19 protein-coding genes are annotated in these 21,651 nt (G+C 57.8%); 18 read left to right on the forward strand and 1 reads right to left on the reverse strand.

Annotated elements, in window-relative coordinates; genetic code table 11:
- Positions 1-25 precede the first annotated feature (25 nt).
- Genes motA through cheW form a run of 4 tightly spaced genes read left to right on the forward strand, consistent with a single transcriptional unit; the run spans position 26 to position 4,376 of the window.
- Positions 26-913: a flagellar motor stator protein MotA gene (gene motA, locus INF86_RS02515; protein WP_003859696.1), complete on the forward strand. Its 888-nt coding sequence runs from the start codon at positions 26-28 to the stop codon at positions 911-913.
- Positions 910-1,839 carry a flagellar motor protein MotB gene (gene motB / locus INF86_RS02520; RefSeq protein WP_022648511.1) on the forward strand — a complete coding sequence of 310 codons (930 nt, stop codon included), beginning with the start codon at positions 910-912 and terminating at the stop codon, positions 1,837-1,839. Before motA ends, motB begins: the two co-directional genes overlap by 4 nt.
- Positions 1,840-1,843: 4 nt before the next feature.
- Positions 1,844-3,853 carry a chemotaxis protein CheA gene (cheA, locus tag INF86_RS02525; RefSeq protein WP_022648510.1) on the forward strand — a complete coding sequence of 670 codons (2,010 nt, stop codon included), beginning with the start codon at positions 1,844-1,846 and terminating at the stop codon, positions 3,851-3,853.
- A 19-nt stretch (positions 3,854-3,872) separates the two neighbouring features.
- Positions 3,873-4,376, forward strand: a complete 504-nt coding sequence (gene cheW / locus INF86_RS02530; protein WP_003859699.1) for a chemotaxis protein CheW — start codon at positions 3,873-3,875, stop codon at positions 4,374-4,376.
- A gap of 96 nt (positions 4,377-4,472) precedes the next feature.
- Here the strand turns inward: cheW and INF86_RS02535 are convergent, their stop codons facing one another.
- A complete protein-coding gene (locus INF86_RS02535) occupies positions 4,473-5,732 on the reverse strand; it encodes a dicarboxylate/amino acid:cation symporter (protein WP_023300461.1) in 1,260 nt (419 codons plus the stop codon).
- A gap of 427 nt (positions 5,733-6,159) precedes the next feature.
- On the opposite strand from INF86_RS02535, the gene INF86_RS02540 reads away from it, so the two are divergent.
- The 14 genes from INF86_RS02540 to INF86_RS02605 all read left to right on the forward strand — a co-directional run bounded on the left by INF86_RS02540 (position 6,160) and on the right by INF86_RS02605 (position 21,537).
- On the forward strand, positions 6,160-6,732 hold the full coding sequence (locus tag INF86_RS02540) for a spore coat protein U domain-containing protein (protein WP_022648508.1): 573 nt from the start codon (positions 6,160-6,162) through the stop codon (positions 6,730-6,732).
- Positions 6,733-6,739: 7 nt separating this feature from the next.
- Positions 6,740-7,285: a spore coat U domain-containing protein gene (locus tag INF86_RS02545; RefSeq protein ID WP_022648507.1), complete on the forward strand. Its 546-nt coding sequence runs from the start codon at positions 6,740-6,742 to the stop codon at positions 7,283-7,285.
- Positions 7,286-7,301: 16 nt separating this feature from the next.
- Entirely contained in the window at positions 7,302-8,063 is a 762-nt protein-coding gene (locus INF86_RS02550) for a molecular chaperone (RefSeq protein WP_023300459.1), read from the forward strand.
- Positions 8,039-10,423, forward strand: a complete 2,385-nt coding sequence (locus INF86_RS02555; RefSeq protein ID WP_193543192.1) for a fimbria/pilus outer membrane usher protein — start codon at positions 8,039-8,041, stop codon at positions 10,421-10,423. The genes INF86_RS02550 and INF86_RS02555 overlap by 25 nt, the downstream gene beginning before the upstream one ends.
- Complete coding sequence (locus INF86_RS02560) at positions 10,420-11,382, forward strand: spore coat U domain-containing protein (protein WP_193543193.1); 963 nt, start codon at positions 10,420-10,422, stop codon at positions 11,380-11,382. Before INF86_RS02555 ends, INF86_RS02560 begins: the two co-directional genes overlap by 4 nt.
- 86 nt (positions 11,383-11,468) lie before the next feature.
- Positions 11,469-13,136: a methyl-accepting chemotaxis protein II gene (tar, locus tag INF86_RS02565; protein ID WP_045308580.1), complete on the forward strand. Its 1,668-nt coding sequence runs from the start codon at positions 11,469-11,471 to the stop codon at positions 13,134-13,136.
- A gap of 44 nt (positions 13,137-13,180) precedes the next feature.
- Positions 13,181-14,782, forward strand: coding sequence for a methyl-accepting chemotaxis protein IV (tap, locus tag INF86_RS02570; protein ID WP_193543194.1), 1,602 nt, complete (start codon positions 13,181-13,183; stop codon positions 14,780-14,782).
- Positions 14,783-14,801: 19 nt separating this feature from the next.
- Entirely contained in the window at positions 14,802-15,668 is an 867-nt protein-coding gene (gene cheR, locus INF86_RS02575) for a protein-glutamate O-methyltransferase CheR (protein ID WP_017384409.1), read from the forward strand.
- Entirely contained in the window at positions 15,665-16,714 is a 1,050-nt protein-coding gene (locus tag INF86_RS02580; protein ID WP_193543195.1) for a chemotaxis response regulator protein-glutamate methylesterase, read from the forward strand. The genes cheR and INF86_RS02580 overlap by 4 nt, the downstream gene beginning before the upstream one ends.
- 17 nt (positions 16,715-16,731) lie before the next feature.
- Positions 16,732-17,121: a chemotaxis response regulator CheY gene (gene cheY, locus INF86_RS02585; RefSeq protein ID WP_000763862.1), complete on the forward strand. Its 390-nt coding sequence runs from the start codon at positions 16,732-16,734 to the stop codon at positions 17,119-17,121.
- A 10-nt stretch (positions 17,122-17,131) separates the two neighbouring features.
- On the forward strand, positions 17,132-17,776 hold the full coding sequence (gene cheZ, locus INF86_RS02590; protein ID WP_022648501.1) for a protein phosphatase CheZ: 645 nt from the start codon (positions 17,132-17,134) through the stop codon (positions 17,774-17,776).
- A 149-nt stretch (positions 17,777-17,925) separates the two neighbouring features.
- On the forward strand, positions 17,926-19,074 hold the full coding sequence (flhB, locus tag INF86_RS02595) for a flagellar biosynthesis protein FlhB (RefSeq protein WP_193543196.1): 1,149 nt from the start codon (positions 17,926-17,928) through the stop codon (positions 19,072-19,074).
- Positions 19,067-21,145 carry a flagellar biosynthesis protein FlhA gene (gene flhA, locus INF86_RS02600; protein WP_003859723.1) on the forward strand — a complete coding sequence of 693 codons (2,079 nt, stop codon included), beginning with the start codon at positions 19,067-19,069 and terminating at the stop codon, positions 21,143-21,145. Before flhB ends, flhA begins: the two co-directional genes overlap by 8 nt.
- Positions 21,145-21,537, forward strand: a complete 393-nt coding sequence (locus INF86_RS02605) for a flagellar protein FlhE (protein WP_048966690.1) — start codon at positions 21,145-21,147, stop codon at positions 21,535-21,537. Before flhA ends, INF86_RS02605 begins: the two co-directional genes overlap by 1 nt.
- Positions 21,538-21,651: the final 114 nt, after the last annotated feature.

Consider the following 21,651-nt stretch of genomic DNA (forward strand, 5'->3'; position numbering starts at 1 on the left):
TAGTCACTAGCGGAAGGATGATGTCGTGCTTATCTTATTAGGTTACCTGGTAGTTCTCGGTACAGTTTTCGGCGGTTACATGATGACCGGCGGGCACCTTGGAGCACTCTATCAACCGGCTGAACTTGTCATCATCGGCGGTGCAGGGGTAGGGGCTTTTATCGTTGGTAACAACGGTAAATCGATCAAGGGCACGCTGAAGGCGATTCCGCTGCTGTTTCGTCGCTCGAAATACACCAAAAGCATGTATATGGATCTTCTGGCGCTGCTCTATCGCCTGATGGCGAAGTCACGTCAGCAAGGAATGTTCTCGCTGGAGCGGGACATTGAAAACCCGAAAGAGAGCGAAATTTTCGCCAGCTACCCGCGTATTCTGGCTGACGCGATGATGCTCGATTTTATCGTCGATTACCTGCGGCTGATCATCAGCGGCAACATGAACACCTTCGAAATTGAAGCCCTGATGGACGAAGAGATCGAAACCCACGAAAGCGAATCTGAAGTGCCAGCCAACAGCCTGGCGCTGGTGGGCGACTCGCTTCCGGCGTTTGGTATCGTTGCGGCGGTGATGGGGGTGGTTCACGCGCTGGCCTCGGCGGATCGTCCGGCGGCTGAACTGGGCGCCCTGATTGCCCACGCGATGGTCGGGACTTTCCTCGGTATCTTGCTGGCGTACGGTTTTATCTCCCCGCTGGCGAGCGTTCTGCGTCAAAAGAGCGCGGAAACCACCAAAATGATGCAGTGCGTGAAAATTACGCTGCTCTCAAACCTCAACGGTTATGCGCCACCGATCGCCGTCGAATTTGGCCGTAAGACGCTCTACTCCAGCGAACGTCCGTCGTTTATCGAACTGGAAGAGCACGTGCGCGCGGTGAAAAACCCCAACCAACAGACGACAACTGAGGACGCATGAAAAACCAGTCCCATCCGATCGTCATCGTAAAAAAACGCAAGCATAAGGGGCACGGACACGGTTCTCACGGCTCATGGAAGATCGCGTACGCCGATTTTATGACCGCCATGATGGCCTTCTTTCTGGTGATGTGGCTGATCTCCATCTCCAGCCCGAAAGAGCTTATTCAGATTGCGGAATATTTCAGAACGCCGCTGGCGACGGCGGTCACCGGCGGGCCGCGCATATCGAACAGCGACAGCCCGATCCCCGGCGGCGGTGACGATTACACCCAGCAGCAGGGCGAAGTGAAAAAACAGCCTAACATCGACGAGCTGAAAAAACGGATGGAGCAGGCGCGCCTGAAAAAACTGCGCGGTGACCTGGATCAGCTGATTGAGGCGGACCCTAAATTGCGCGCGCTGCGTCCGCATCTGAAAATTGACCTGGTGCAGGAAGGGCTGCGTATTCAGATCATCGACAGCCAGAACCGACCGATGTTCAAAACCGGCAGTGCCGACGTGGAGCCCTACATGCGCGATATTCTGCGTGCGATTGCACCGGTGCTGAACGGCATTCCGAACCGCGTTAGCCTCTCCGGTCACACGGATGATTTCCCGTACGCCACGGGAGAGAAGGGATACAGCAACTGGGAGCTTTCTGCCGATCGCGCCAACGCCTCGCGTCGCGAGCTGGTGGCGGGTGGGCTTGATGATGGCAAGGTCCTGCGCGTGGTCGGCATGGCTGCAACCATGCGCCTGACCGACCGCGGACCGGATGACGCCATCAACCGTCGTATCAGTCTTTTAGTGCTGAACCAGCAGGCGGAGCAGGCCATCCTGCATGAAAACGCCGAAAGTCAGAATGAGTCACTGGACGATTTAAAACAGCCTGGGGCCGTCCCTTCGGCTGCCGTTCCAACATCGCCACCAGCCAATCCGAGGTGATAGCGTGAGCATGGATATTACCGATTTTTACCAGACATTTTTTGATGAAGCCGACGAATTGTTGGCCGATATGGAGCAACATTTGCTGGATCTGGTGCCCGAGGCACCGGACTCAGAACAGCTCAACGCCATCTTCCGTGCGGCGCATTCCATTAAAGGCGGAGCCGGAACGTTTGGATTTACCATTTTGCAGGAAACGACCCATTTAATGGAAAACCTGCTGGATGAAGCACGACGCGGTGAGATGCAGCTCAATACCGACATTATCAACCTGTTTTTGGAAACGAAAGATATTATGCAGGAACAGCTCGACGCCTATAAAAGTTCGGCAGAGCCTGATGCCGCCAGCTTTGAATACATCTGCAACGCGCTGCGTCAGTTAGCGCTGGAAGCCAAAGGTGAGGCGTCTGCGCCCGTTGTCCCTGCGGCAAAACTGAGCGTTGTTGACGCCGCGGCCAAACCAGACAGTGCGCCTGATGCGCCCGCAGGAAAATTGCGCGTAGTGCTGTCACGGCTGAAAGAGAACGAGGTCAACCTGCTGGAAGAGGAGCTGGGTAACCTGGCGACGCTCAGCAACGTGGTGAAGGGTAAAGACAGCCTGGCCGCGACGCTCGACGGCGGGATCGGTCAGGATGACATTGTGGCGGTGCTGTGCTTCGTGATTGAAGCGGATCAAATTGCGTTTGAAACCGAGGCGGCGGCCGTTGAAGTGCCCGCGCCGGCAGAAATTGCCCCTGCGGTAGTTGCCGCTGCTCCGGCCCTGAAAGCCGTGCCAAAAGAGACGGCCGCCCCGGCCCGCGGTGAAAAACCGGCGGCGCGTTCCAGCGAGTCCACAAGCATTCGCGTGGCGGTGGAGAAAGTGGATCAGCTGATCAACCTGGTGGGTGAACTGGTGATCACCCAGTCGATGCTGGCCCAGCGCTCCAACGAGCTGGACCCGGTGACCCACGGCGATCTCATCACCAGCATGGGCCAGTTACAACGTAACGCCCGCGATTTGCAGGAATCGGTGATGTCCATCCGCATGATGCCGATGGAATATGTCTTCAGCCGCTTCCCGCGCCTGGTGCGCGACCTGGCCAGCAAGCTCAACAAACAGATCGAACTCACGCTGATGGGCAGCTCCACCGAGCTGGATAAGAGCCTGATTGAACGCATTATCGACCCGTTAACGCACCTGGTGCGTAACAGCCTCGACCACGGCATTGAGCTGCCGGAAAACCGCGTGGCAGCCGGAAAATCGCCAGTGGGCAACCTGATCCTGTCAGCAGAACATCAGGGCGGCAACATCTGCATCGAAGTGACCGATGACGGCGCGGGCCTGAACCGCGAGCGCATTCTGGCGAAGGCGATTTCGCAGGGCATGGCGGTCAACGAAAACATGACTGACGAAGAAGTGGGCATGCTGATTTTTGCCCCGGGCTTCTCAACCGCAGAGCAGGTCACCGACGTTTCCGGCCGCGGCGTGGGCATGGACGTGGTGAAACGTAACATTCAGGAGATGGGCGGTCACGTTGAGATCCAGTCTAAGCAGGGCGCGGGCACCACGATCCGTATCCTGCTGCCGCTGACGCTGGCCATTCTTGACGGCATGTCCGTTAAAGTGGCGGACGAAGTCTTTATTCTGCCGCTGAACGCGGTGATGGAATCCCTCCAGCCGCGCGAAGAAGATCTGCATCCGCTGGCGGGCGGCGAGCGCGTGCTCGAAGTGCGCGGCGAGTACCTGCCGCTGGTGGAACTGTGGAAAGTGTTCGAAGTGGACGGGGCAAAAACCGAGGCCACGCAGGGTATCGTTGTGATCCTGCAAAGCGCCGGTCGCCGCTACGCGCTGCTGGTCGATCAGCTGATTGGTCAGCATCAGGTGGTGGTTAAGAACCTGGAAAGTAACTACCGCAAAGTGCCGGGGATCTCTGCTGCCACCATCCTGGGTGATGGTAGCGTCGCGCTGATCGTCGATGTATCGGCACTTCAGGGATTAAATCGTGAACAACGTGTGGCGAACACAGCCGCCTGATTAAGTAAAAGGTAATAACATGACCGGTATGAGTAACGTAACGAAACTGGCGGGCGAGCCCTCTGGGCAGGAATTCCTGGTTTTCACTTTAGGTGATGAAGAGTACGGTATCGACATCCTGAAAGTGCAGGAAATTCGCGGGTACGATCAGGTAACGCGCATCGCGAACACGCCAGCGTTTATCAAGGGTGTGACCAACCTGCGCGGTGTGATTGTGCCTATCGTGGATCTGCGCGTGAAGTTCAGCCAGGGCGATGTGGAGTACAACGATAACACGGTGGTGATTGTTCTGAATCTGGGGCAGCGCGTGGTGGGGATTGTGGTGGACGGCGTGTCAGATGTGCTGTCGCTGACCGCCGATCAAATCCGTCCTGCGCCGGAGTTTGCGGTCACGCTGTCGACGGAATACCTGACAGGGCTGGGTGCGCTCGGCGAGCGTATGCTGATTCTGGTGAATATTGAGAAGCTGCTGAACAGCGAAGAGATGGCGCTGCTGGATATCGCGGCGAATCACGTGGCATAAAATAAAGCCGGGTGGCGCTGACGCTTACCCGGCCTACGTGTTCGAGCCATTCGTAGGCCGGGTAAGGCGAAGCCGCCACCCGGCTCTTTTGTAACCTTACGCCTCCTGCTCCACCAGCTCAGCCTCAACTTCCCGCGCCCCTTCATTCTGCGACAGCATCGCCGTCGCAATCCCGTTCCCCAGCACGTTAATGGCCGATCTCCCCATATCCAGGAAATGATCAATCCCCATCAGCAGCAGAATCCCGGCCACCGGAATATTAAAGCTCGGAATGGTTGCCGCCAGCACCACCAGCGACGAGCGCGGTACGCCCGCAATGCCCTTCGAGGCCAGCATCAGCGTTAACATCAGCACCGTCACCTCGGTAAAACTCAGGTGAATGTTGTACGCCTGGGCAATAAACATTGAGGCGAACGAGCAATACACCATGGAGCCGACCAGGTTAAACGAGTAGCCGATCGGCAGGACGAAAGAGGCGATATTCCGTGAACAACCAAAGCGCGCTAACTGCTCCAGCGTTTTTGGGTATGCCGCTTCAGAGCTGCTGGTGGTAAACGCCACCAGCACCGGATCTTTCAGCATCGCCACCAGACGGAAAATCTCTTTCTTCAGTACCATGTAACCCACGGCCAGCAATACCAGACAGGTCAGGAGGATCGCCACATAATAACCGCCAATAAACGAGGCATAGTTCAGCAAAATGCCCAGCCCCTGGGTGGCAATGACGGACGAAATCGCCGCGAAAATGGCCAGCGGCGCAACGTACATCACGTAGCCCGTCACCTTCAGCATAATGTGGGATACCACATCCAGCGCCGCGACCAGCGGGGCGTTGAATTTTTGGCCCAGTGACGCGCCGCCAATGCCGAAGAACATCGAGAAGACCACAATTTGCAGGATCTCATTGTTGGCCATCGCGCCGGCAATGCTGGTTGGAATGGTGTGTGACAGGAAGGCTTTCAGCGACATCCCGCTCACGGCCAGGCCGGTATCAACCGTCTCTGTCGGAATGCTCAGGTTCAGACCGCTGCCGGGTTGTTCAAGGGTAACAATAAACAGCCCCACCAGAATGGAAAGTACGGATGAGCTGATAAACCACACCATCGCTTTACCCCCGACGCGCCCAATCGTCGACGTTTCACCCAGCCTCATAATGCCCACCGTCAGGGTGCTGAACACCAGCGGGGCTATCACCATCTTGATCAGCCGCAGGAAAATATCGGTCAGCAGGGTGATGTTCTCCGACCAGGCCTGTATCGCGTCGGACGAAGCATACTCATGGATCGCCGCACCGGAAAGAATGCCCGCCAGCATGAAAATCACGATGAAGAGCGTGAGTTTGTTTGCACTTGCCACAAAAAGATCCTCTATGCGCTAAAAGAGTTTCCTGCGTCAATGCATACAAAATTTTTATTTAAGCGCAGGAAAATATTCGGGGCATAAATTGAAGTAAAGCTGCGTGAGTTACAACTTGTTTTTATTTTTTATGAAATTCGTTGTTTTTATCATGACGATATATTGTGACTCAGATCACACTACAGGCGATATATCCTCAAGTTAAGCAAGAATAATGCCCATTTTTTTTTGCTAACCCTTTGTAATGTTTGTTAATAACCTGTTAATTCGAGCGGGGTTGCCCTCTTTTTGATGAAAGTGGTTGAAGTGCTAACCATAAACTAAATTCTCAGTAACCGCGCCGGGGAATGTTTAAGCGGGGCTAACATACTGAACAGTATGAATAAAATATGGCAAGCGAACCTATATTTCTTCTGGAGGGTGGTAAATGAAAAGAAAACTTCTTTTTATCTGCGCGGGCACGCTGCTGACGGCGGCAACGGTCGGTCAGGCTCTCGCGGTCACCAGTAGCGGCACTATTGGCGCGACGTTGACGCTGACCAACGGCTGCTTGATCAACGGCTCGCCAACGCAAAACGGCATTAACTTCGGGACGCTCGATTTCGGCACTCATCCTGCAACATTCTCCACCCTGACAACCCAGTTAACCGGTGCCAGCGGAGGAAACACCTTTACCATTCAATGTACCACTGCCAGTTACACGGTGGCGATCACCGGCAACACTAACGCTACCGCACCCGGAACCGTTGTCGGCACCCCAGGTACGCCGGGCCGCTATCTGGTCAACACCGCCAATGCGGCGCAGGGCGTTGCCTACAGCCTGTTCAGCGATAGCGGTTACAACAACGTGGTTGCGAACAATGCCGCGTTGCCGGTCGCCTCTACTGCGGGTGGGGTGGATAGCTACACCCTCTATGCACGCATTACGGGCGGCGGCAATAGCGTGACGGTCGTACCGGGAACCTATACCGACACGATTAACGTCAGCGTCACCTACTGATTCAGCCATGAAGGCATTGTTATGTCTGCGCGACAGCGCAGAGGGCGTCGTGCACCCTTTTTTGACCCTGTTGGTCGGGCTGATGTTGATCCCAGACGCCGGGGCGGTGACATCTCAGTCATTCAGGGTGAGCGCGACGGTTGTGCCTGGATGCTCGGTGAGCACCGGCACCGGCGGGCGTTTCGGTACGCTGAATTTCGGGACCCGCAGCGGCGTGGAGAGCGCACCGGTCAGCACCAGCTTTGTTGCCGACGGCGCGTTGTCCATCGCCTGCACACCGGGTGTGGCGCTAAGTATGAGCATTAATGGCGGTCAGAATTATAGCTCTGTGCGGCGGATGACGCGTTCAGGCGGGACAGAGGTGGTCGGTTACCGGCTCTACAGCAGCAGCTCTCTGGCCGCAAACAGTGAAATTGGGGTTAACCAGGCAATACCGATTACCTATACCAACAGCAATAACATCGCGCTGCCTCTTTTTGGCGTCGCGCTTTTGACCGGGTTTAGCCCGTCAGGAACGTATTCAGATCAACTCACCGTGACCTTGTCATGGTAGGAAAGGGAGAGCATTGATGAAGCCATTTTTCAGGCGGTCAGGCCTGTTGAGTCTGTTGGGGATAACGGCCCTTACAGCGGTTAAGGCGCAAGCAGCCGCAACCATTCTTCTTTGGCCTATCGATCCGTGGCTTTCGGCAGACGCCAGAGCAACTGAATTGTGGATCCAGAATCAGGGCAACAGCGCCACGACAATGCAGATACGCATTGTGCGCTGGAAACAGGAGGGCGGATATGAGCGTTACACCGCCCAGCAGGATGTGGTCGCCAGCCCGCCGATCGTGACTATCGCTAAGGGCAGTAAACAGCTTATTCGCCTGATTAAGCAGGGGACGATCCCGTCCGGCGTCGAGCAAGCCTACCGCATCATTGTGGATGAGATTCCCCAGCCGGATGCCAAAGCGGAACCGTCTATGGGCCTCAAACTGCAAATGCGCTATTCCATTCCCTTATTTGTTTATGGACAGGGGATCCCCACCCTCAACGAAGGTGAGCATCACGCGCTGGCGAACACTCAGCAGCTCAACTGGCGGGTCATTCAGGAGGAGGGGAAACCCGCGCTTGAGGTCCGCAATCAGGGAAACGTTCACGTCAGGCTCAGCCAGGTTGCGGTTGAGCAGGGCGGGCAAAAACGCACGGTTGCCGAGGGGCTGCTGGGTTATGTGCTGCCAGGCAGCACCCGAAGCTGGCCGCTTCCGGCAGGGATTTATCAGCCGAATCGGATGAGCGCGCAAATTAATGCCAGGGATACGCAATGGCAATCGACGCCCGTCAACTGAAACCGGCGATGATGATCCTGCTTTGCGTCAGTACCAGCGCATTTGCCGAAACCGGCGACGACAGTTTACCGCCGCCGCCGGACGCGCGGACGATGAACGGCGAAGCTGTATTCCAGCTCGCTCTGGTGCTGAACCACTATGACACGGGTCTGGTGGTGCCGATGACGCAGCGCGAGGGCGCCTGGTTTATTTCAGGAGCGGATTTGCTTCGCGCCGGACTGCCGCAGGAGCATGTGCCTGCCGGAGAGGTGAACCTTTCAACGCTCTCATCGGTACGCGTAGAGTATGACAGCAGCGCCCAGCGGCTCATGCTGACGGTCCCCCGGGACTGGGTTGCGGCGCGGATCACGTCGTTTAGCGGTCAGAGCGCGCAAAGCAAGCCGCATTATGGCCGGGGCGCGCTGCTCAACTACGACGTTTATACCAACCATACCGAACATACGGGCGGCCAGGCGTCGGTGTGGCATGAGTTCCGCTATTTCAACGAAGACTATTCGTTTTCTTCGACAGGGTACGCCCGACAGAATTTCGCCGGAAGCAGCGGGCAGCAGGAAGGATACGTGCGCTATGACTCAACCCTGCTGATCACCAACGAGGAGGATGCCACCACCTGGACCGTTGGGGACGTCATCAGCGATGCGCTGAGCTGGAGCACCAGCGTGCGGATGGGCGGGATCAGCTATGGGCGCGACTTCTCCCTGCGTCCGGATCTGGTGACCTGGCCGCTGCCGGCGTTTTCCGGTGAGGCGGCCGTCCCGACCTCGGTCGATCTCTTTATTAATGGCTACCGTTCCGGCTCCACCCGCCTTCAGCCGGGGCCGTTTACCCTCACTAATCTGCCGTACATCAACGGCGCAGGGGATGCGGTACTGGTCACCACCGACGCGCTGGGACGTCAGGTGAGCACCACGCTGCCGTTTTATGTCAGCAGCGATCTGCTGAAGCAGGGGTTAAGCGACGGCGCCGTGACGCTGGGCAGCCTGCGGCGCAACTACGGTATAGAGAATTTTGACTATGGCCCGGCGGCGGGCAGCGGATCGTATCGCTACGGGGTGACCGACTGGCTGACGCTGGAGGGGCATGCGGAAGGGGCGGAGTCGCTGGCGCTCGGCGGCGCGGGCACGGTGCTAAAGCTCGGGCGTTTTGGCGTGGTGAATACGTCTTATACCCAAAGCCGGATGCGCGGCGACGAAGGGGGCCAGATGAACTGGGGCTATCAGTACAGCACCAGCGAGTTTAGCGTAGCGACCCAGCATACCCGACGCGACCGCGGCTTCGGCAACCTCGCCCTGTACGATCAGCCCACCGTTTATGATGAATATGATAACCCCGTTGCCAGCCTGAGCCGCAATACCGACCAGTACTCCTTAACCTTTAACCTCGGTGATTACGGCAATATCGGTGCGGCGTGGATCGGCGTGGAGAGTTTTGACAGCCGGAAAACCGAGCTGCTCAACCTCTCCTGGAGCCGAAATCTGTGGCGCTCAAGCAGTATTTACCTGGCGGCCAGCCGTGACCAGCAGCGGGACGACTGGACGGTTGCGCTGTCGTTGCAGGTCCCTCTGGGCGAACGTGACAGCGCCGCCGTTACCTTTGAAAACACGCCTGATGCAGGCAGCACTCAACGCATTAACTACAACCACTCGATGCCGTCTGACGGCGGCTTTAGCTGGAACATGGCCTGGGCCAACCAGTCGCGGTCGAGTAACTATCAACAGGCCACGCTCGGCTGGCGGAATAACAATGTTGAGCTTCAGGGCGGCGGCTACGGTGAGAAGGGGATGATGACCTGGTGGGGCGAGGCGATGGGCTCTGTCGTCCTGATGGACGGTGAGCTGTTTGCGGCGAACAAAATCAACGATGCGTTTGTGGTGATCAGCACCGACGGACATCCGGACGTACCCGTCAGCTACGAGAACCAGCCGGTTGGTAAAACCAATAACAAAGGTTATCTGCTGGTCAGCGGCGTTTCCGCCTATTACCCGGCGAGCTACCGCATTGATACCCTGAACTTACCTGCGGATACCCGGCTGAAAGAGACCGAGCGTCGGGTGGCGATTCGTCGGCATAACGGTTATCTGGTGGATTTCCCGATGGAGCAGGAGCGGGTTGCCAGCGTGATCCTGCATGACGCGCAGGGCAATGCGATCCCGGTGGGAAGCCAGGTCAAACGCGCGTCCCGCAGTAGCGCGGTTGTTGGCTACGACGGCCTCGCCTGGCTGGAAAACCTCAACGATGTGAATCCTCTGGAGGTCATCACCCCGGACGGTAAACGCTGTATCGCAACGTTGAACGTGGGCGCAAATCCCGAGCATAAGCTGCAAACCTACGGTCCGCTGACCTGCCGGGAGGCGCCGTGAAACGCCTGTTGTTAGCCATACTGTTGCTGTTCTCGGGCAGCGGCTGGGCGGCCTGCACCGTCAGTACGGTGAACGCCTCGTTTGGCAGCGTCACCTCATTCGCCCTGAGCAGTACGGGGGAGGTGCAAACCACCGGCACGCTGGTGGTGTCCTGCGATACTGTTCTCAACCTGCTAACCAACGACTCGGTGACGCTGACCTACACCTCGGCGTCGATAGCCGCCAACAGCCGCGCCACCATGAAACGTACCGATAATGCGGCCATCGCGGATGTTATCCCCACGCGCCTGTGCGGTGCCACTGGTTGCGGCGGAAACAGTGAAGTACAAATCAGCAAAACCTATACCTGGAATGGCAACACCCTGCTCGGGCTGCTGGGGTCAAGGCGCTACAACATTCCGCTTTATTTCCGTACTGTGCCGGGGCAGAACGTCACGGCCGGGCCGTACCAGGTGTTGTTAACGTTCAGCATCAACTACAACGTGTGCGCCGTTGGCGCGGGCGGGCTATGCCTGACCCCGCAAACCGGCACGGCAACTACCTCCATTCTCCTCAACATGACCGTCACCAACGATTGCAGCACGATGACCACGCCGGACGTGAATTTTAACAGCGCGCCGCTGGTGCAAAATTTTCCCACCGTTTCGCAGTCGATCGCCGTCACCTGCACCAAGGGCAGCACCTACACCATAGGCATTAATAATGGAGCAAACGCCCTGAACAACGTTCGTCGTATGGTTAGCGGCAGCAATTTTATGAGTTACGACATCTATAAAGAGGCGACCAGCAACCGCTGGGGCGGCAGTGGCAGCGAGCGCTGGGCCAGCGCCAGCTCATCCCAGGTCAGTACCGACGGGCTTTTACGCACCTATAACTACAGCGCTAAGGTCCTGACCAGCCAGGCCACGCCGCCTGCCGGAACCTACACCGACACGCTGATCGTTGACGTCGCGTTCTGACTCCCCGCGCTTTTCCCTTTCGCAAATGTAAAGTTCCCGTGGCCCCTGCCGATAACACCGTTAATCAATCGATGAGAAGGTGTTGTATGTTGAACCGTATCCGCGTTGTCACAATGCTTATGATGGTGCTGGTCATTTTCGCACTTCTTCAGCTTATTTCTGGCGGCCTCTTTTTCTCCTCGTTAAAACAGAACCAGGACAGCTTCGCGGCCTCGAACGATTTGCGGATGCAGCAAAGCGAACTGACCACAACCTGGGATCTGATGTTGCAGACGCGTATCAATCTGAGCCGCTCGTCTGCCCGCATGATGATGGATCCGAACAACCAGCAGAGCAGCGCAAAAACGGAACTGCTGAAGAATGCGCGCGCCACCCTGGCAGATGCGGCGAAACATTACGAGGCCTTCAAAAAAATCGCCCCTCAGCCCGCAATGGTGCAGGCGAGCGCGAACATAGATGAAAAATATCAGGCCTACTTCGCCGGCCTCACGGAGCTGGTGCAGTTCCTGGAGAAGGGCAATATGGATGCCTATTTCGCGCAGCCGACCCAGGGCATGCAGAACGCCCTCGGCGCGGCGCTCGGCGAGTACGCCAAAGCCAGCGGCGAGCTTTATCACTCCGCCTTTACGCAAAGCCAGAACGACTACCGTTTCGCGAAATGGCAGATGGCGGTGCTCGCCCTCGCGCTGGTCATCGTGCTGGTGGCCGTGTGGTACGGCATTCGTCATATCCTTCTTAATCCGCTTGGCCGCGTCATTGCCCATATCCGCGATATTGGCCGGGGCGATCTCACGAAAACGCTGACCGTTTCTGGTCGCAACGAGATCACCGAGCTGGCGACCAGCGTCGACCATATGCAGCGTTCGCTGATTGATACCGTCGCCAACGTGCGCGAGGGGGCGGATGCCATCTATACCGGCACGAGTGAAATCGCGATGGGCAACAACGATCTCTCGTCCCGTACCGAACAGCAGGCGTCCGCTCTGGAAGAGACGGCGGCAAGCATGGAGCAGCTCACCGCGACCGTGAAGCAGAATGCCGACAACGCCCGTCAGGCGTCGCAGCTTGCAGAAAGCGCGTCCGACACCGCCCAGCGCGGCGGTCGGGTGGTCGACGGCGTGGTGAAAACCATGCATGACATTGCCGACAGCTCGAAGAAAATCGCCGATATCATCAGCGTTATCGACGGCATTGCCTTCCAGACCAACATTCTCGCGCTGAACGCGGCCGTTGAAGCGGCGCGTGCGGGCGAGCAGGGACGTGGGTTTGCCGTGGTCGCTGGCGAAGTACGTAACCTCGCCAGCCGCAGCGCCAATGCGGCGAAAGAGATCAAAGCCCTGATTGAAGACTCTGTTTCACGCGTGGATACCGGCTCGGTGCTGGTGGAAAGTGCGGGTGAAACCATGAATGACATCGTGAATGCAGTGACGCGCGTGACGGACATCATGGGTGAAATCGCCTCTGCATCGGATGAGCAGAGTCGTGGTATTGACCAGGTCGCTCTGGCGGTATCGGAAATGGATCGTGTGACGCAGCAAAACGCCGCCCTGGTGCAGGAGTCCGCTGCCGCGGCCGCTGCGCTTGAGGATCAGGCGAGCCGCCTGAAAATGGCCGTCTCGGCGTTCCGTCTTACTTCAAAAACAACAAATACGGTCAGCTCGCGGTCGGCGTACAGCGAAGCAACCCCGGCGCCCGTGACAACACCTACGCGCGCAGCGGTGACCGGACAAGATGAAAACTGGGAAACATTTTGACTGACAATTAAACCGCGGCTGCTTGCCGCTTGATGGGAGCGTGGATGTTAAATCGTATTCGTATCTCGACCACACTGTTTTTGATTCTGATCCTGTGTGGGGTTTTGCAGGTTGGCAGTAACGGGTTGTCTTTCTGGGCGTTTCGCGATGGCTATCAGAATTTGCAGGAAGTTGAGACGAGTAATCAGCAGCGCTCCGCACTGGCACAAACGCGTGCCGTGCTGTTGCAGGCAAGCACTGCGCTGAACAAAGCAGGGACGTTAACCGCGCTGAGCTATCCGCCGGAGGATATTAAGGCGCTGATGGTCGTGGCCCGCAGCAGCCTGAAGCAGGCCGACGCGCAGTTTAAGGCGTTTACGGCGCAGGAGGCGGTGAGTGAGAAAGAGAAAACGCTGAAGGTCGCCATGAAAAAGACCTTTGATGTGTGGTACGGCGATCTCGACCATCAGGCGACGTGGCTGGAGAACAACCAGCTCTCTGACTTCCTGACCGCGCCGGTGCAGGCGTCTCAGGCGGCATTTGACGACAGCTTTAACGCATGGCAGCAGGATATTAACCAGTTTGTGGCGCGTGCCGGTGCGGACAGCCGTACCAGCTACCGCATGTCAGGGGTGATTTTCCTGACCATGGTGATCCTGGCCGCCCTGCTGACCGGCGGCTCGCTGTGGTGGTCGCGCAAAATGATCGTCCAGCCGCTGGCGATCGTCAGCAGCCACTTCGACAGTATGGCGAAGGGCGACCTGGCGCGTCCGGTGGCCGTGTATGGCAGGAATGAAATATCAGCGATTTTCGCCAGCCTGAAGGCGATGCAGAGTTCGCTGCGGGAAACGGTAAGCAACGTTCGTCAGGGCAGTTACGCCATGCATACCGGGATCTCCGAGATTGCGGCAGGCAATAACGACCTCTCATCCCGCACCGAACAGCAGGCGGCATCGCTGGCGCAGACGGCGGCCAGCATGGAGCAACTGACCGCGACGGTAAGCCAGAACGCCGATAACGCGCGTCAGGCGTCCGACTTGTCAAAACAGGCGGCGATGACGGCGAAACGTGGGGGCGACCAGGCTTCTCACGTCGCCAGCACGATGCAGCAGATTGCCGCCAGCTCGCAGAAAATTGGCGACATTATCAGCGTCATCGACGGTATCGCGTTCCAGACCAATATTCTGGCGCTGAACGCGGCCGTTGAAGCGGCGCGTGCCGGAGAGCAGGGGCGCGGGTTCGCGGTGGTTGCCGGTGAAGTCCGAAACCTCGCCAGTCGCAGCGCCAACGCGGCGAAAGAGATCAAAGGGCTGATAGAAGAGTCGGTCTCCCGCGTTCAGCAGGGCTCCGCGCTGGTGGATACCGCCGCGCAGACCATGCACGAGATTGTCACCTCCGTGACGCGGGTTAACGACATTATGGGCGAGATTGCCTCGGCGTCTGATGAACAACGCCGTGGTATTGAGCAGGTGGCGCAGGCCGTTACACAGATGGATCAGGTTACGCAGCAGAACGCCTCACTGGTGGAAGAGGCGGCGGCGGCTACCGATCAGCTGGCAAACCAGGCGGATCACCTTACCGGGTTGGTCGCCGTATTTAATGTGAAAGAGCACGTTGAAGCAGTAACAGAAGTCGGACGGTCACAGGCCGTACCCGTTGTATCCTGAATGTGATTGAGAAGGCGCTATGACATCACCCATGCCCTCAGGGCAAACGTCATTATTGTTGCAGATGACACAGCGCCTCGCGCTGTCCGACGCGCATTTTCGTCGGATATGTCAGTTAATCTACCAGCGTGCGGGGATCGTGCTTGCGGACCATAAGCGAGACATGGTCTACAACCGGCTGGTGCGGCGCTTGCGCACGCTGGGGCTGGATGATTTTGGCCGCTATCTGAGCATGCTCGAAGCGAACCAGAACAGCGCCGAATGGCAGGCATTTATCAACTCATTAACCACCAACCTGACCGCGTTTTTCCGCGAGGCGCATCACTTCCCGGTGCTGGCGGAACACGCCCGTCGCCGTAGCGGAGAGTATCGCGTCTGGAGCGCGGCAGCCTCTACCGGGGAAGAGCCGTACTCGCTGGCCATCACCCTTGCAGACACCCTGGGAATGGCGCCGGGCCGCTGGAAAGTGTACGCCAGCGACATCGACACCGAAGTGCTGGAAAAAGCCCGTAACGGCGTTTATCGCCAGGATGAACTAAAAACGCTGTCTCCTCAGCAGCTACAGCGTTACTTCATGCGCGGTACCGGCCCGCATGAAGGACTGGTGCGCGTACGCCAGGAGCTGGCGAACTGCGTGGAATTCGCCCCCGTTAATTTACTGGATAAGCAGTACAACGTGCCGGGGCCATTCGACGCCATTTTTTGCCGTAACGTGATGATCTATTTTGATAAAACGACGCAACAGGACATCCTGCGTCGCTTTGTTCCGTTGCTCAAGCCTGACGGTTTACTGTTTGCCGGGCACTCGGAAAACTTCAGCAACCTCGTGCGTGAGTTTAGCCTGCGTGGGCAAACGGTTTATGCGCTGAGTAAGGAAAAAGCATGAGTAAAATCAGGGTATTGTCTGTCGATGATTCTGCGCTGATGCGTCAGATTATGACCGAAATCATCAATAGCCACAGCGATATGGAGATGGTGGCAACAGCGCCCGATCCGCTGGTCGCGCGGGATTTAATCAAAAAATATAACCCCGACGTGCTGACGCTGGATGTCGAAATGCCACGCATGGATGGCATCGATTTCCTGGAAAAATTAATGCGCCTGCGCCCGATGCCGGTGGTGATGGTGTCATCTCTGACAGGTAAAGGTTCAGAAATCACCCTGCGCGCGCTGGAGCTGGGGGCGGTGGATTTTGTCACCAAGCCGCAGCTCGGCATTCGCGAGGGGATGCTGGCGTACAGCGAGATGATCGCCGAGAAAATCCGTACCGCGTCGCGTGCAAAACTGGCGGCCCACAAGCCGATGGCCGCGCTGGCAACCCTGAAGGCCGGACCGTTACTCAGCTCGGAAAAACTGCTGGTCATTGGGGCCTCAACCGGAGGAACAGAGGCAATTCGCCATGTACTCCAGCCATTGCCGCTCTCAAGCCCGGGTATCCTGATTACGCAACATATGCCGCCGGGCTTTACCCGCTCATTCGCGGAGCGCCTGAATAAGCTGTGCCAGATCAGCGTGAAAGAGGCGGAAGACGGCGAGCGCGTGCTGCCAGGTCACGCGTATATCGCCCCGGGTGACAAACATATGGAGCTGGCGCGCAGCGGGGCGAACTATCAAATCAAAATTCATGACGGGCCGCCGGTTAACCGGCACCGTCCGTCGGTGGATGTGCTGTTTCATTCGGTGGCGAAACATGCGGGGCGCAACGCCGTGGGGGTGATCCTGACGGGGATGGGCAACGACGGCGCCGCCGGAATGCTCGCGATGCACCAGGCTGGCGCCTGGACGATTGCGCAGAATGAAGCAAGTTGTGTGGTGTTCGGCATGCCGCGCGAGGCCATCAATATGGGTGGCGTAAGCGAAGTGGTCGATCTTAGCCAGATAAGCCAGCAGATGCTGGCGAAAATCAGTGCCGGACAGGCAATACGTATTTGACTCAGGAGTATTATTTTATGGCGGATAAAGAGCTTAAGTTTTTGGTTGTGGATGACTTTTCCACCATGCGTCGCATTGTGCGCAACCTGCTAAAAGAGCTAGGCTTCAACAACGTTGAAGAAGCAGAAGACGGGGTGGATGCGCTGAACAAACTCCAGGCTGGCGGGTTTGGTTTTGTGATTTCCGACTGGAACATGCCGAACATGGACGGTCTCGAACTGCTGAAAACCATCCGCGCGGATGCAGGCATGGCCTCTCTGCCGGTGCTGATGGTGACCGCAGAAGCGAAGAAAGAGAACATTATTGCCGCTGCACAGGCGGGCGCAAGCGGCTACGTGGTGAAGCCATTCACCGCGGCGACTCTGGAAGAGAAGCTCGGGAAGATCTTCGAGAAACTCGGCATGTGAGGTGATGGAAATGTTGCAACCTGCTATGAAACCCGTTGAAGAACATTCGCCGAGCGACATTATTGCCCGTATTGGTAGCCTGACCCGCATGCTGCGCGACAGCCTCCGTGAGCTGGGGCTGGACCAGGCTATCGCCGAAGCGGCGGAAGCCATCCCCGACGCGCGCGACCGTCTGGACTACGTGGTGCAGATGACCGCGCAGGCGGCCGAGCGAGCGCTGAACAGCGTTGAGGCGTCACAGCCGCATCAGGATGCGATGGAGAAGGGGGCGAAAGCGCTGACCCAACGCTGGGATGAGTGGTTTGAGAACCCCATTGAGCTGGCGGATGCCCGCGAACTGGTAACGGACACCCGTCAGTTCCTGGGCGATGTGCCAGGGCACACCAGCTTCACCAATGCGCAACTGCTGGACATCATGATGGCGCAGGATTTCCAGGACCTCACCGGCCAGGTGATCAAGCGCATGATGGATGTGATTCAGGAGATTGAACGTCAGCTGTTGATGGTGCTGCTGGAAAATATTCCGGAACCGGCTGCCCGTCCGAAACGCGAGAACGAAAGCTTGCTCAATGGTCCACAGCTTGACACCAGCAAAGCGGGCGTGGTGGCAAGCCAGGATCAGGTGGACGATCTGCTGGACAGTCTTGGTTTCTGATTGCCCTTCTGCCTCAGGCTGTGAACGCGGCCTGAGGTTGTTCAGAACAAAAACAGCGAAAAGAGCCCGAATAAACGGGCTTTTCCCGCCATTGGATTTTCTCTGCGCTGGCATGATACCCGTGAATTAATGGGCTGCGAGCAGGCACAGTGGCAGAAGAGAACGACGACAAAACAGAAGCCCCCACACCCCACCGACTTGAAAAAGCCCGTGAGGATGGGCAGATCCCCCGATCCCGAGAGCTGACCTCCCTGCTGATCCTGGTGGTGGGCGTCTGCATAATCTGGTGGGGCGGGGAGATGCTTGCCCGCAGACTGGCGGGAATGCTCTCTGCTGGCTTACGTTTTGATCACAGCATGGTCAATGACCCCAATCTGATCCTCATTCAGATCATCAACCTGGTTAAAAGCGCCATGATCGCTCTGCTGCCGTTGATTGCCGGGGTGGTCATCGTGGCTCTTGTTTCGCCGGTCATGCTCGGTGGCCTGGTGTTCAGCGGTAAATCGCTGCAACCGAAATTCTCCAAGCTCAACCCGCTACCCGGTATTGCGAAAATGTTTTCAGCTCAAACCGGGGCTGAGCTTCTTAAAGCGATCCTGAAATCGCTTCTTATGGGCAGTGCTGCCGGGTTTTTTCTGTGGCACCACTGGCCGGAGATGATGCGTCTAATCAGTGAATCCCCCATGACGGCGATGAAGAATGCTCTGAACCTGGTCGGATTAGGCTCGCTGCTGGTGGTTCTCAGCATTATTCCGATGGTGGCGTTCGACGTTATCTTCCAGATCTTTTCCCATATCAAGAAGCTGCGAATGTCGCGTCAGGATATTCGCGATGAATATAAACAGATGGAAGGCGACCCGCACGTCAAGGGCCGTATCCGCCAGATGCAACGTGCTGCCGCGCGTCGTCGCATGATGGAAGATGTGCCGAAAGCCGATGTGATTGTCACTAACCCGACCCACTACTCCGTGGCGCTTCAGTACGACGAAAACAAAATGAGCGCACCGAAAGTGGTGGCGAAAGGGGCCGGGCTGATTGCGCTGCGCATTCGTGAAATCGCGGCGGAAAACCGCGTACCGATCCTTGAAGCACCGCCATTAGCCCGTGCGCTGTATCGCCACGCGGAAATTGGACAACAGATCCCGGGCCAGCTCTACGCCGCTGTCGCAGAGGTGCTGGCCTGGGTGTGGCAACTGAAACGCTGGCGTTTAGCGGGCGGTCAACGACCTGTAAAACCTGAGAACCTTCCGGTGCCTGAAGCACTGGATTTTTTGAACGAGAAGGACACTGATGGCTAATCTGGTGGCAATGTTGCGCCTGCCCGGCAACCTGAAATCGACGCAATGGCAGATCCTTGCCGGACCGATTCTGATCCTGCTAATTCTGTCGATGATGGTGCTGCCGTTACCGGCATTTATCCTCGACCTGCTTTTCACCTTCAACATTGCGTTGTCCATCATGGTGCTGCTGGTGGCGATGTTCACCCAGCGCACGCTGGAGTTCGCCGCGTTTCCAACGATCCTGCTGTTCACCACGCTGCTGCGCCTCGCGCTGAACGTTGCCTCCACGCGTATCATCCTGATGGAAGGGCATACCGGCGCGGCGGCGGCGGGCAAGGTGGTCGAAGCCTTCGGTCACTTCCTGGTGGGCGGCAACTTCGCCATCGGTATCGTGGTGTTCGTCATTCTGGTGATTATCAACTTCATGGTTATCACTAAAGGGGCGGGGCGTATCGCAGAAGTGGGCGCGCGCTTCGTGCTCGACGGGATGCCGGGCAAGCAGATGGCAATCGACGCCGACCTGAATGCCGGGCTGATTGCGGAAGATGAAGCAAAAAAACGCCGTGCCGAAGTGACCCAGGAGGCAGATTTCTACGGCTCAATGGACGGTGCGAGTAAGTTTGTGCGCGGTGACGCCATCGCGGGCATTCTGATCATGGTGATTAACGTCGTCGGCGGCCTGCTGGTCGGCGTGCTGCAACACGGCATGGACATGGGCCACGCAGCGGAAAGCTATACGCTGCTGACCATTGGTGATGGTCTGGTGGCGCAGATCCCGGCACTGGTGATCTCCACCGCGGCGGGGGTGATTGTGACCCGCGTCAGCACCGATCAGGATGTAGGCGAGCAGATGGTGGGGCAGTTGTTCAGCAACCCGCGCGTTATGCTGCTCTCCGCGGCGGTACTGGGCCTGCTCGGTATGGTGCCGGGCATGCCAAACCTGGTATTCCTGCTGTTCACTGCCGCGCTGCTGGGCCTTGCCTGGTGGATGCGTGGCCGCGAAACGCAGCCTAAGGCAGAGCCAGCGCCGGTCAAAATGCCTGAGAATACCCAGGCGGTGGAAGCCACCTGGAACGACGTTCAGCTCGAAGATTCGCTGGGGATGGAAGTGGGGTACCGCCTTATCCCGATGGTGGATTTCCAGCAGGATGGCGAACTGCTTGGCCGTATCCGCAGCATTCGTAAAAAATTCGCCCAGGACATGGGCTTCCTGCCGCCGGTGGTGCATATCCGGGACAATATGGATCTCCCGCCCGCACGCTACCGCATCCTGATGAAAGGGGTGGAAATCGGCAGCGGTGATGCGTACCCCGGCCGCTGGCTGGCGATTAACCCTGGCACGGCCGCTGGCACGTTGCCGGGTGAGCAGACGACCGACCCGGCCTTTGGTCTGGCGGCCATCTGGATTGAGAGCGCCCTGAAAGAGCAGGCGCAGATCCAGGGTTACACGGTTGTTGAGGCCAGTACCGTGGTCGCGACGCACCTCAACCATCTGATTGGCCAGTTCTCCGCGGAACTGTTTGGACGTCAGGAGGCGCAGCAGCTGCTTGACCGCGTAACGCAGGAAATGCCGAAGCTGACCGAAGATTTGGTGCCGGGCGTGCTGACCTTAACCACCCTGCACAAAGTGCTGCAAAATCTGCTCGATGAGAAGGTGCCGATCCGCGATATGCGCACCATTCTGGAAACACTGGCCGAGCATGCGCCGCTCCAGAGCGATCCACATGAGCTGACGGCGGTGGTGCGCGTGGCGCTCGGGCGCGCCATAACCCAGCAATGGTTCCCGGGAACCGGCGAAGTGCAGGTGATTGGCCTGGACACGCCGCTGGAACGTCTGCTGCTTCAGGCCCTACAGGGCGGTGGCGGGCTGGAGCCGGGTCTGGCGGACAGATTGCTGGCGCAAACCCAGGAGGCGCTGGCGCGTCAGGAGATGCTGGGCGCGCCGCCGGTGCTGCTGGTGAATCATGCGCTGCGTCCGCTGCTGTCGCGCTTCCTGCGCCGGAGCCTGAACCAGCTGGTGGTGCTGTCGAATATGGAGCTGTCCGATAACCGCAATATTCGCATGACGGCGACCATAGGAGGGAAATAATGCGTAAGTGGCTGTGGATCTTATTTTTCCCGCTGGCGGTGCAGGCCGCAGGCGAGGGGGCATGGCAGGCCAGCAGTATCGGCTTAACGCTCAACCATCGGGGGGAGTCGATCTCCTCCCGTCCGCTGTCAGCCTCTGAGCCCGTCTCCGGGCAGATGACGCTGGTGGCCTGGAATTACACCCTGACGGGACCCACACCGGCCGGGTTGCGGGTGCGGCTGTGCTCGCTGACCCGCTGCGCGGAAATCGAGGGCCAAAGTGGCATCACCCAGGCCTTCAACGGGGTGTCTGCTCAGGAACCTTTACGCTTTATCTGGGAAGTGCCAGGCGGCGGACGCCTGATCCCGGCGCTGAAGGTTCAGCGCAACGAGGTGCTCGTCAACTACCGCTAACTGCCCGCCTTTTCGCCAGTCTTCAGGCATTTCTGAAGGCTGGCTCGCAAAATTGACCTTCCCTTTTGATACAAAAGAAACGCTGTTTTATAAATCAGTGACACGCGTATTGAC

Source organism: Enterobacter cloacae complex sp. I1M, assembly GCF_014982425.1.
Taxonomy (GTDB): Bacteria; Pseudomonadota; Gammaproteobacteria; order Enterobacterales; family Enterobacteriaceae; genus Enterobacter; species Enterobacter intestinihominis.

Bases quoted from the DNA above. Each gene is read 5' to 3' on its own strand.
- tar (WP_045308580.1), top strand. From the start codon at position 11,469: ATGTTGAACCGTATCCGCGTTGTCACAATGCTTATGATGGTGCTGGTC.
- INF86_RS02550 (WP_023300459.1), top strand. From the start codon at position 7,302: ATGAAGCCATTTTTCAGGCGGTCAGGCCTGTTGAGTCTGTTGGGGATA.
- cheW (WP_003859699.1), top strand. From the start codon at position 3,873: ATGACCGGTATGAGTAACGTAACGAAACTGGCGGGCGAGCCCTCTGGG.
- cheZ (WP_022648501.1), top strand. From the start codon at position 17,132: ATGTTGCAACCTGCTATGAAACCCGTTGAAGAACATTCGCCGAGCGAC.
- INF86_RS02540 (WP_022648508.1), top strand. From the start codon at position 6,160: ATGAAAAGAAAACTTCTTTTTATCTGCGCGGGCACGCTGCTGACGGCG.
- cheR (WP_017384409.1), top strand. From the start codon at position 14,802: ATGACATCACCCATGCCCTCAGGGCAAACGTCATTATTGTTGCAGATG.
- INF86_RS02545 (WP_022648507.1), top strand. From the start codon at position 6,740: ATGAAGGCATTGTTATGTCTGCGCGACAGCGCAGAGGGCGTCGTGCAC.
- INF86_RS02580 (WP_193543195.1), top strand. From the start codon at position 15,665: ATGAGTAAAATCAGGGTATTGTCTGTCGATGATTCTGCGCTGATGCGT.
- INF86_RS02555 (WP_193543192.1), top strand. From the start codon at position 8,039: ATGGCAATCGACGCCCGTCAACTGAAACCGGCGATGATGATCCTGCTT.
- INF86_RS02605 (WP_048966690.1), top strand. From the start codon at position 21,145: ATGCGTAAGTGGCTGTGGATCTTATTTTTCCCGCTGGCGGTGCAGGCC.
- tap (WP_193543194.1), top strand. From the start codon at position 13,181: ATGTTAAATCGTATTCGTATCTCGACCACACTGTTTTTGATTCTGATC.
- motB (WP_022648511.1), top strand. From the start codon at position 910: ATGAAAAACCAGTCCCATCCGATCGTCATCGTAAAAAAACGCAAGCAT.
- flhA (WP_003859723.1), top strand. From the start codon at position 19,067: ATGGCTAATCTGGTGGCAATGTTGCGCCTGCCCGGCAACCTGAAATCG.
- cheY (WP_000763862.1), top strand. From the start codon at position 16,732: ATGGCGGATAAAGAGCTTAAGTTTTTGGTTGTGGATGACTTTTCCACC.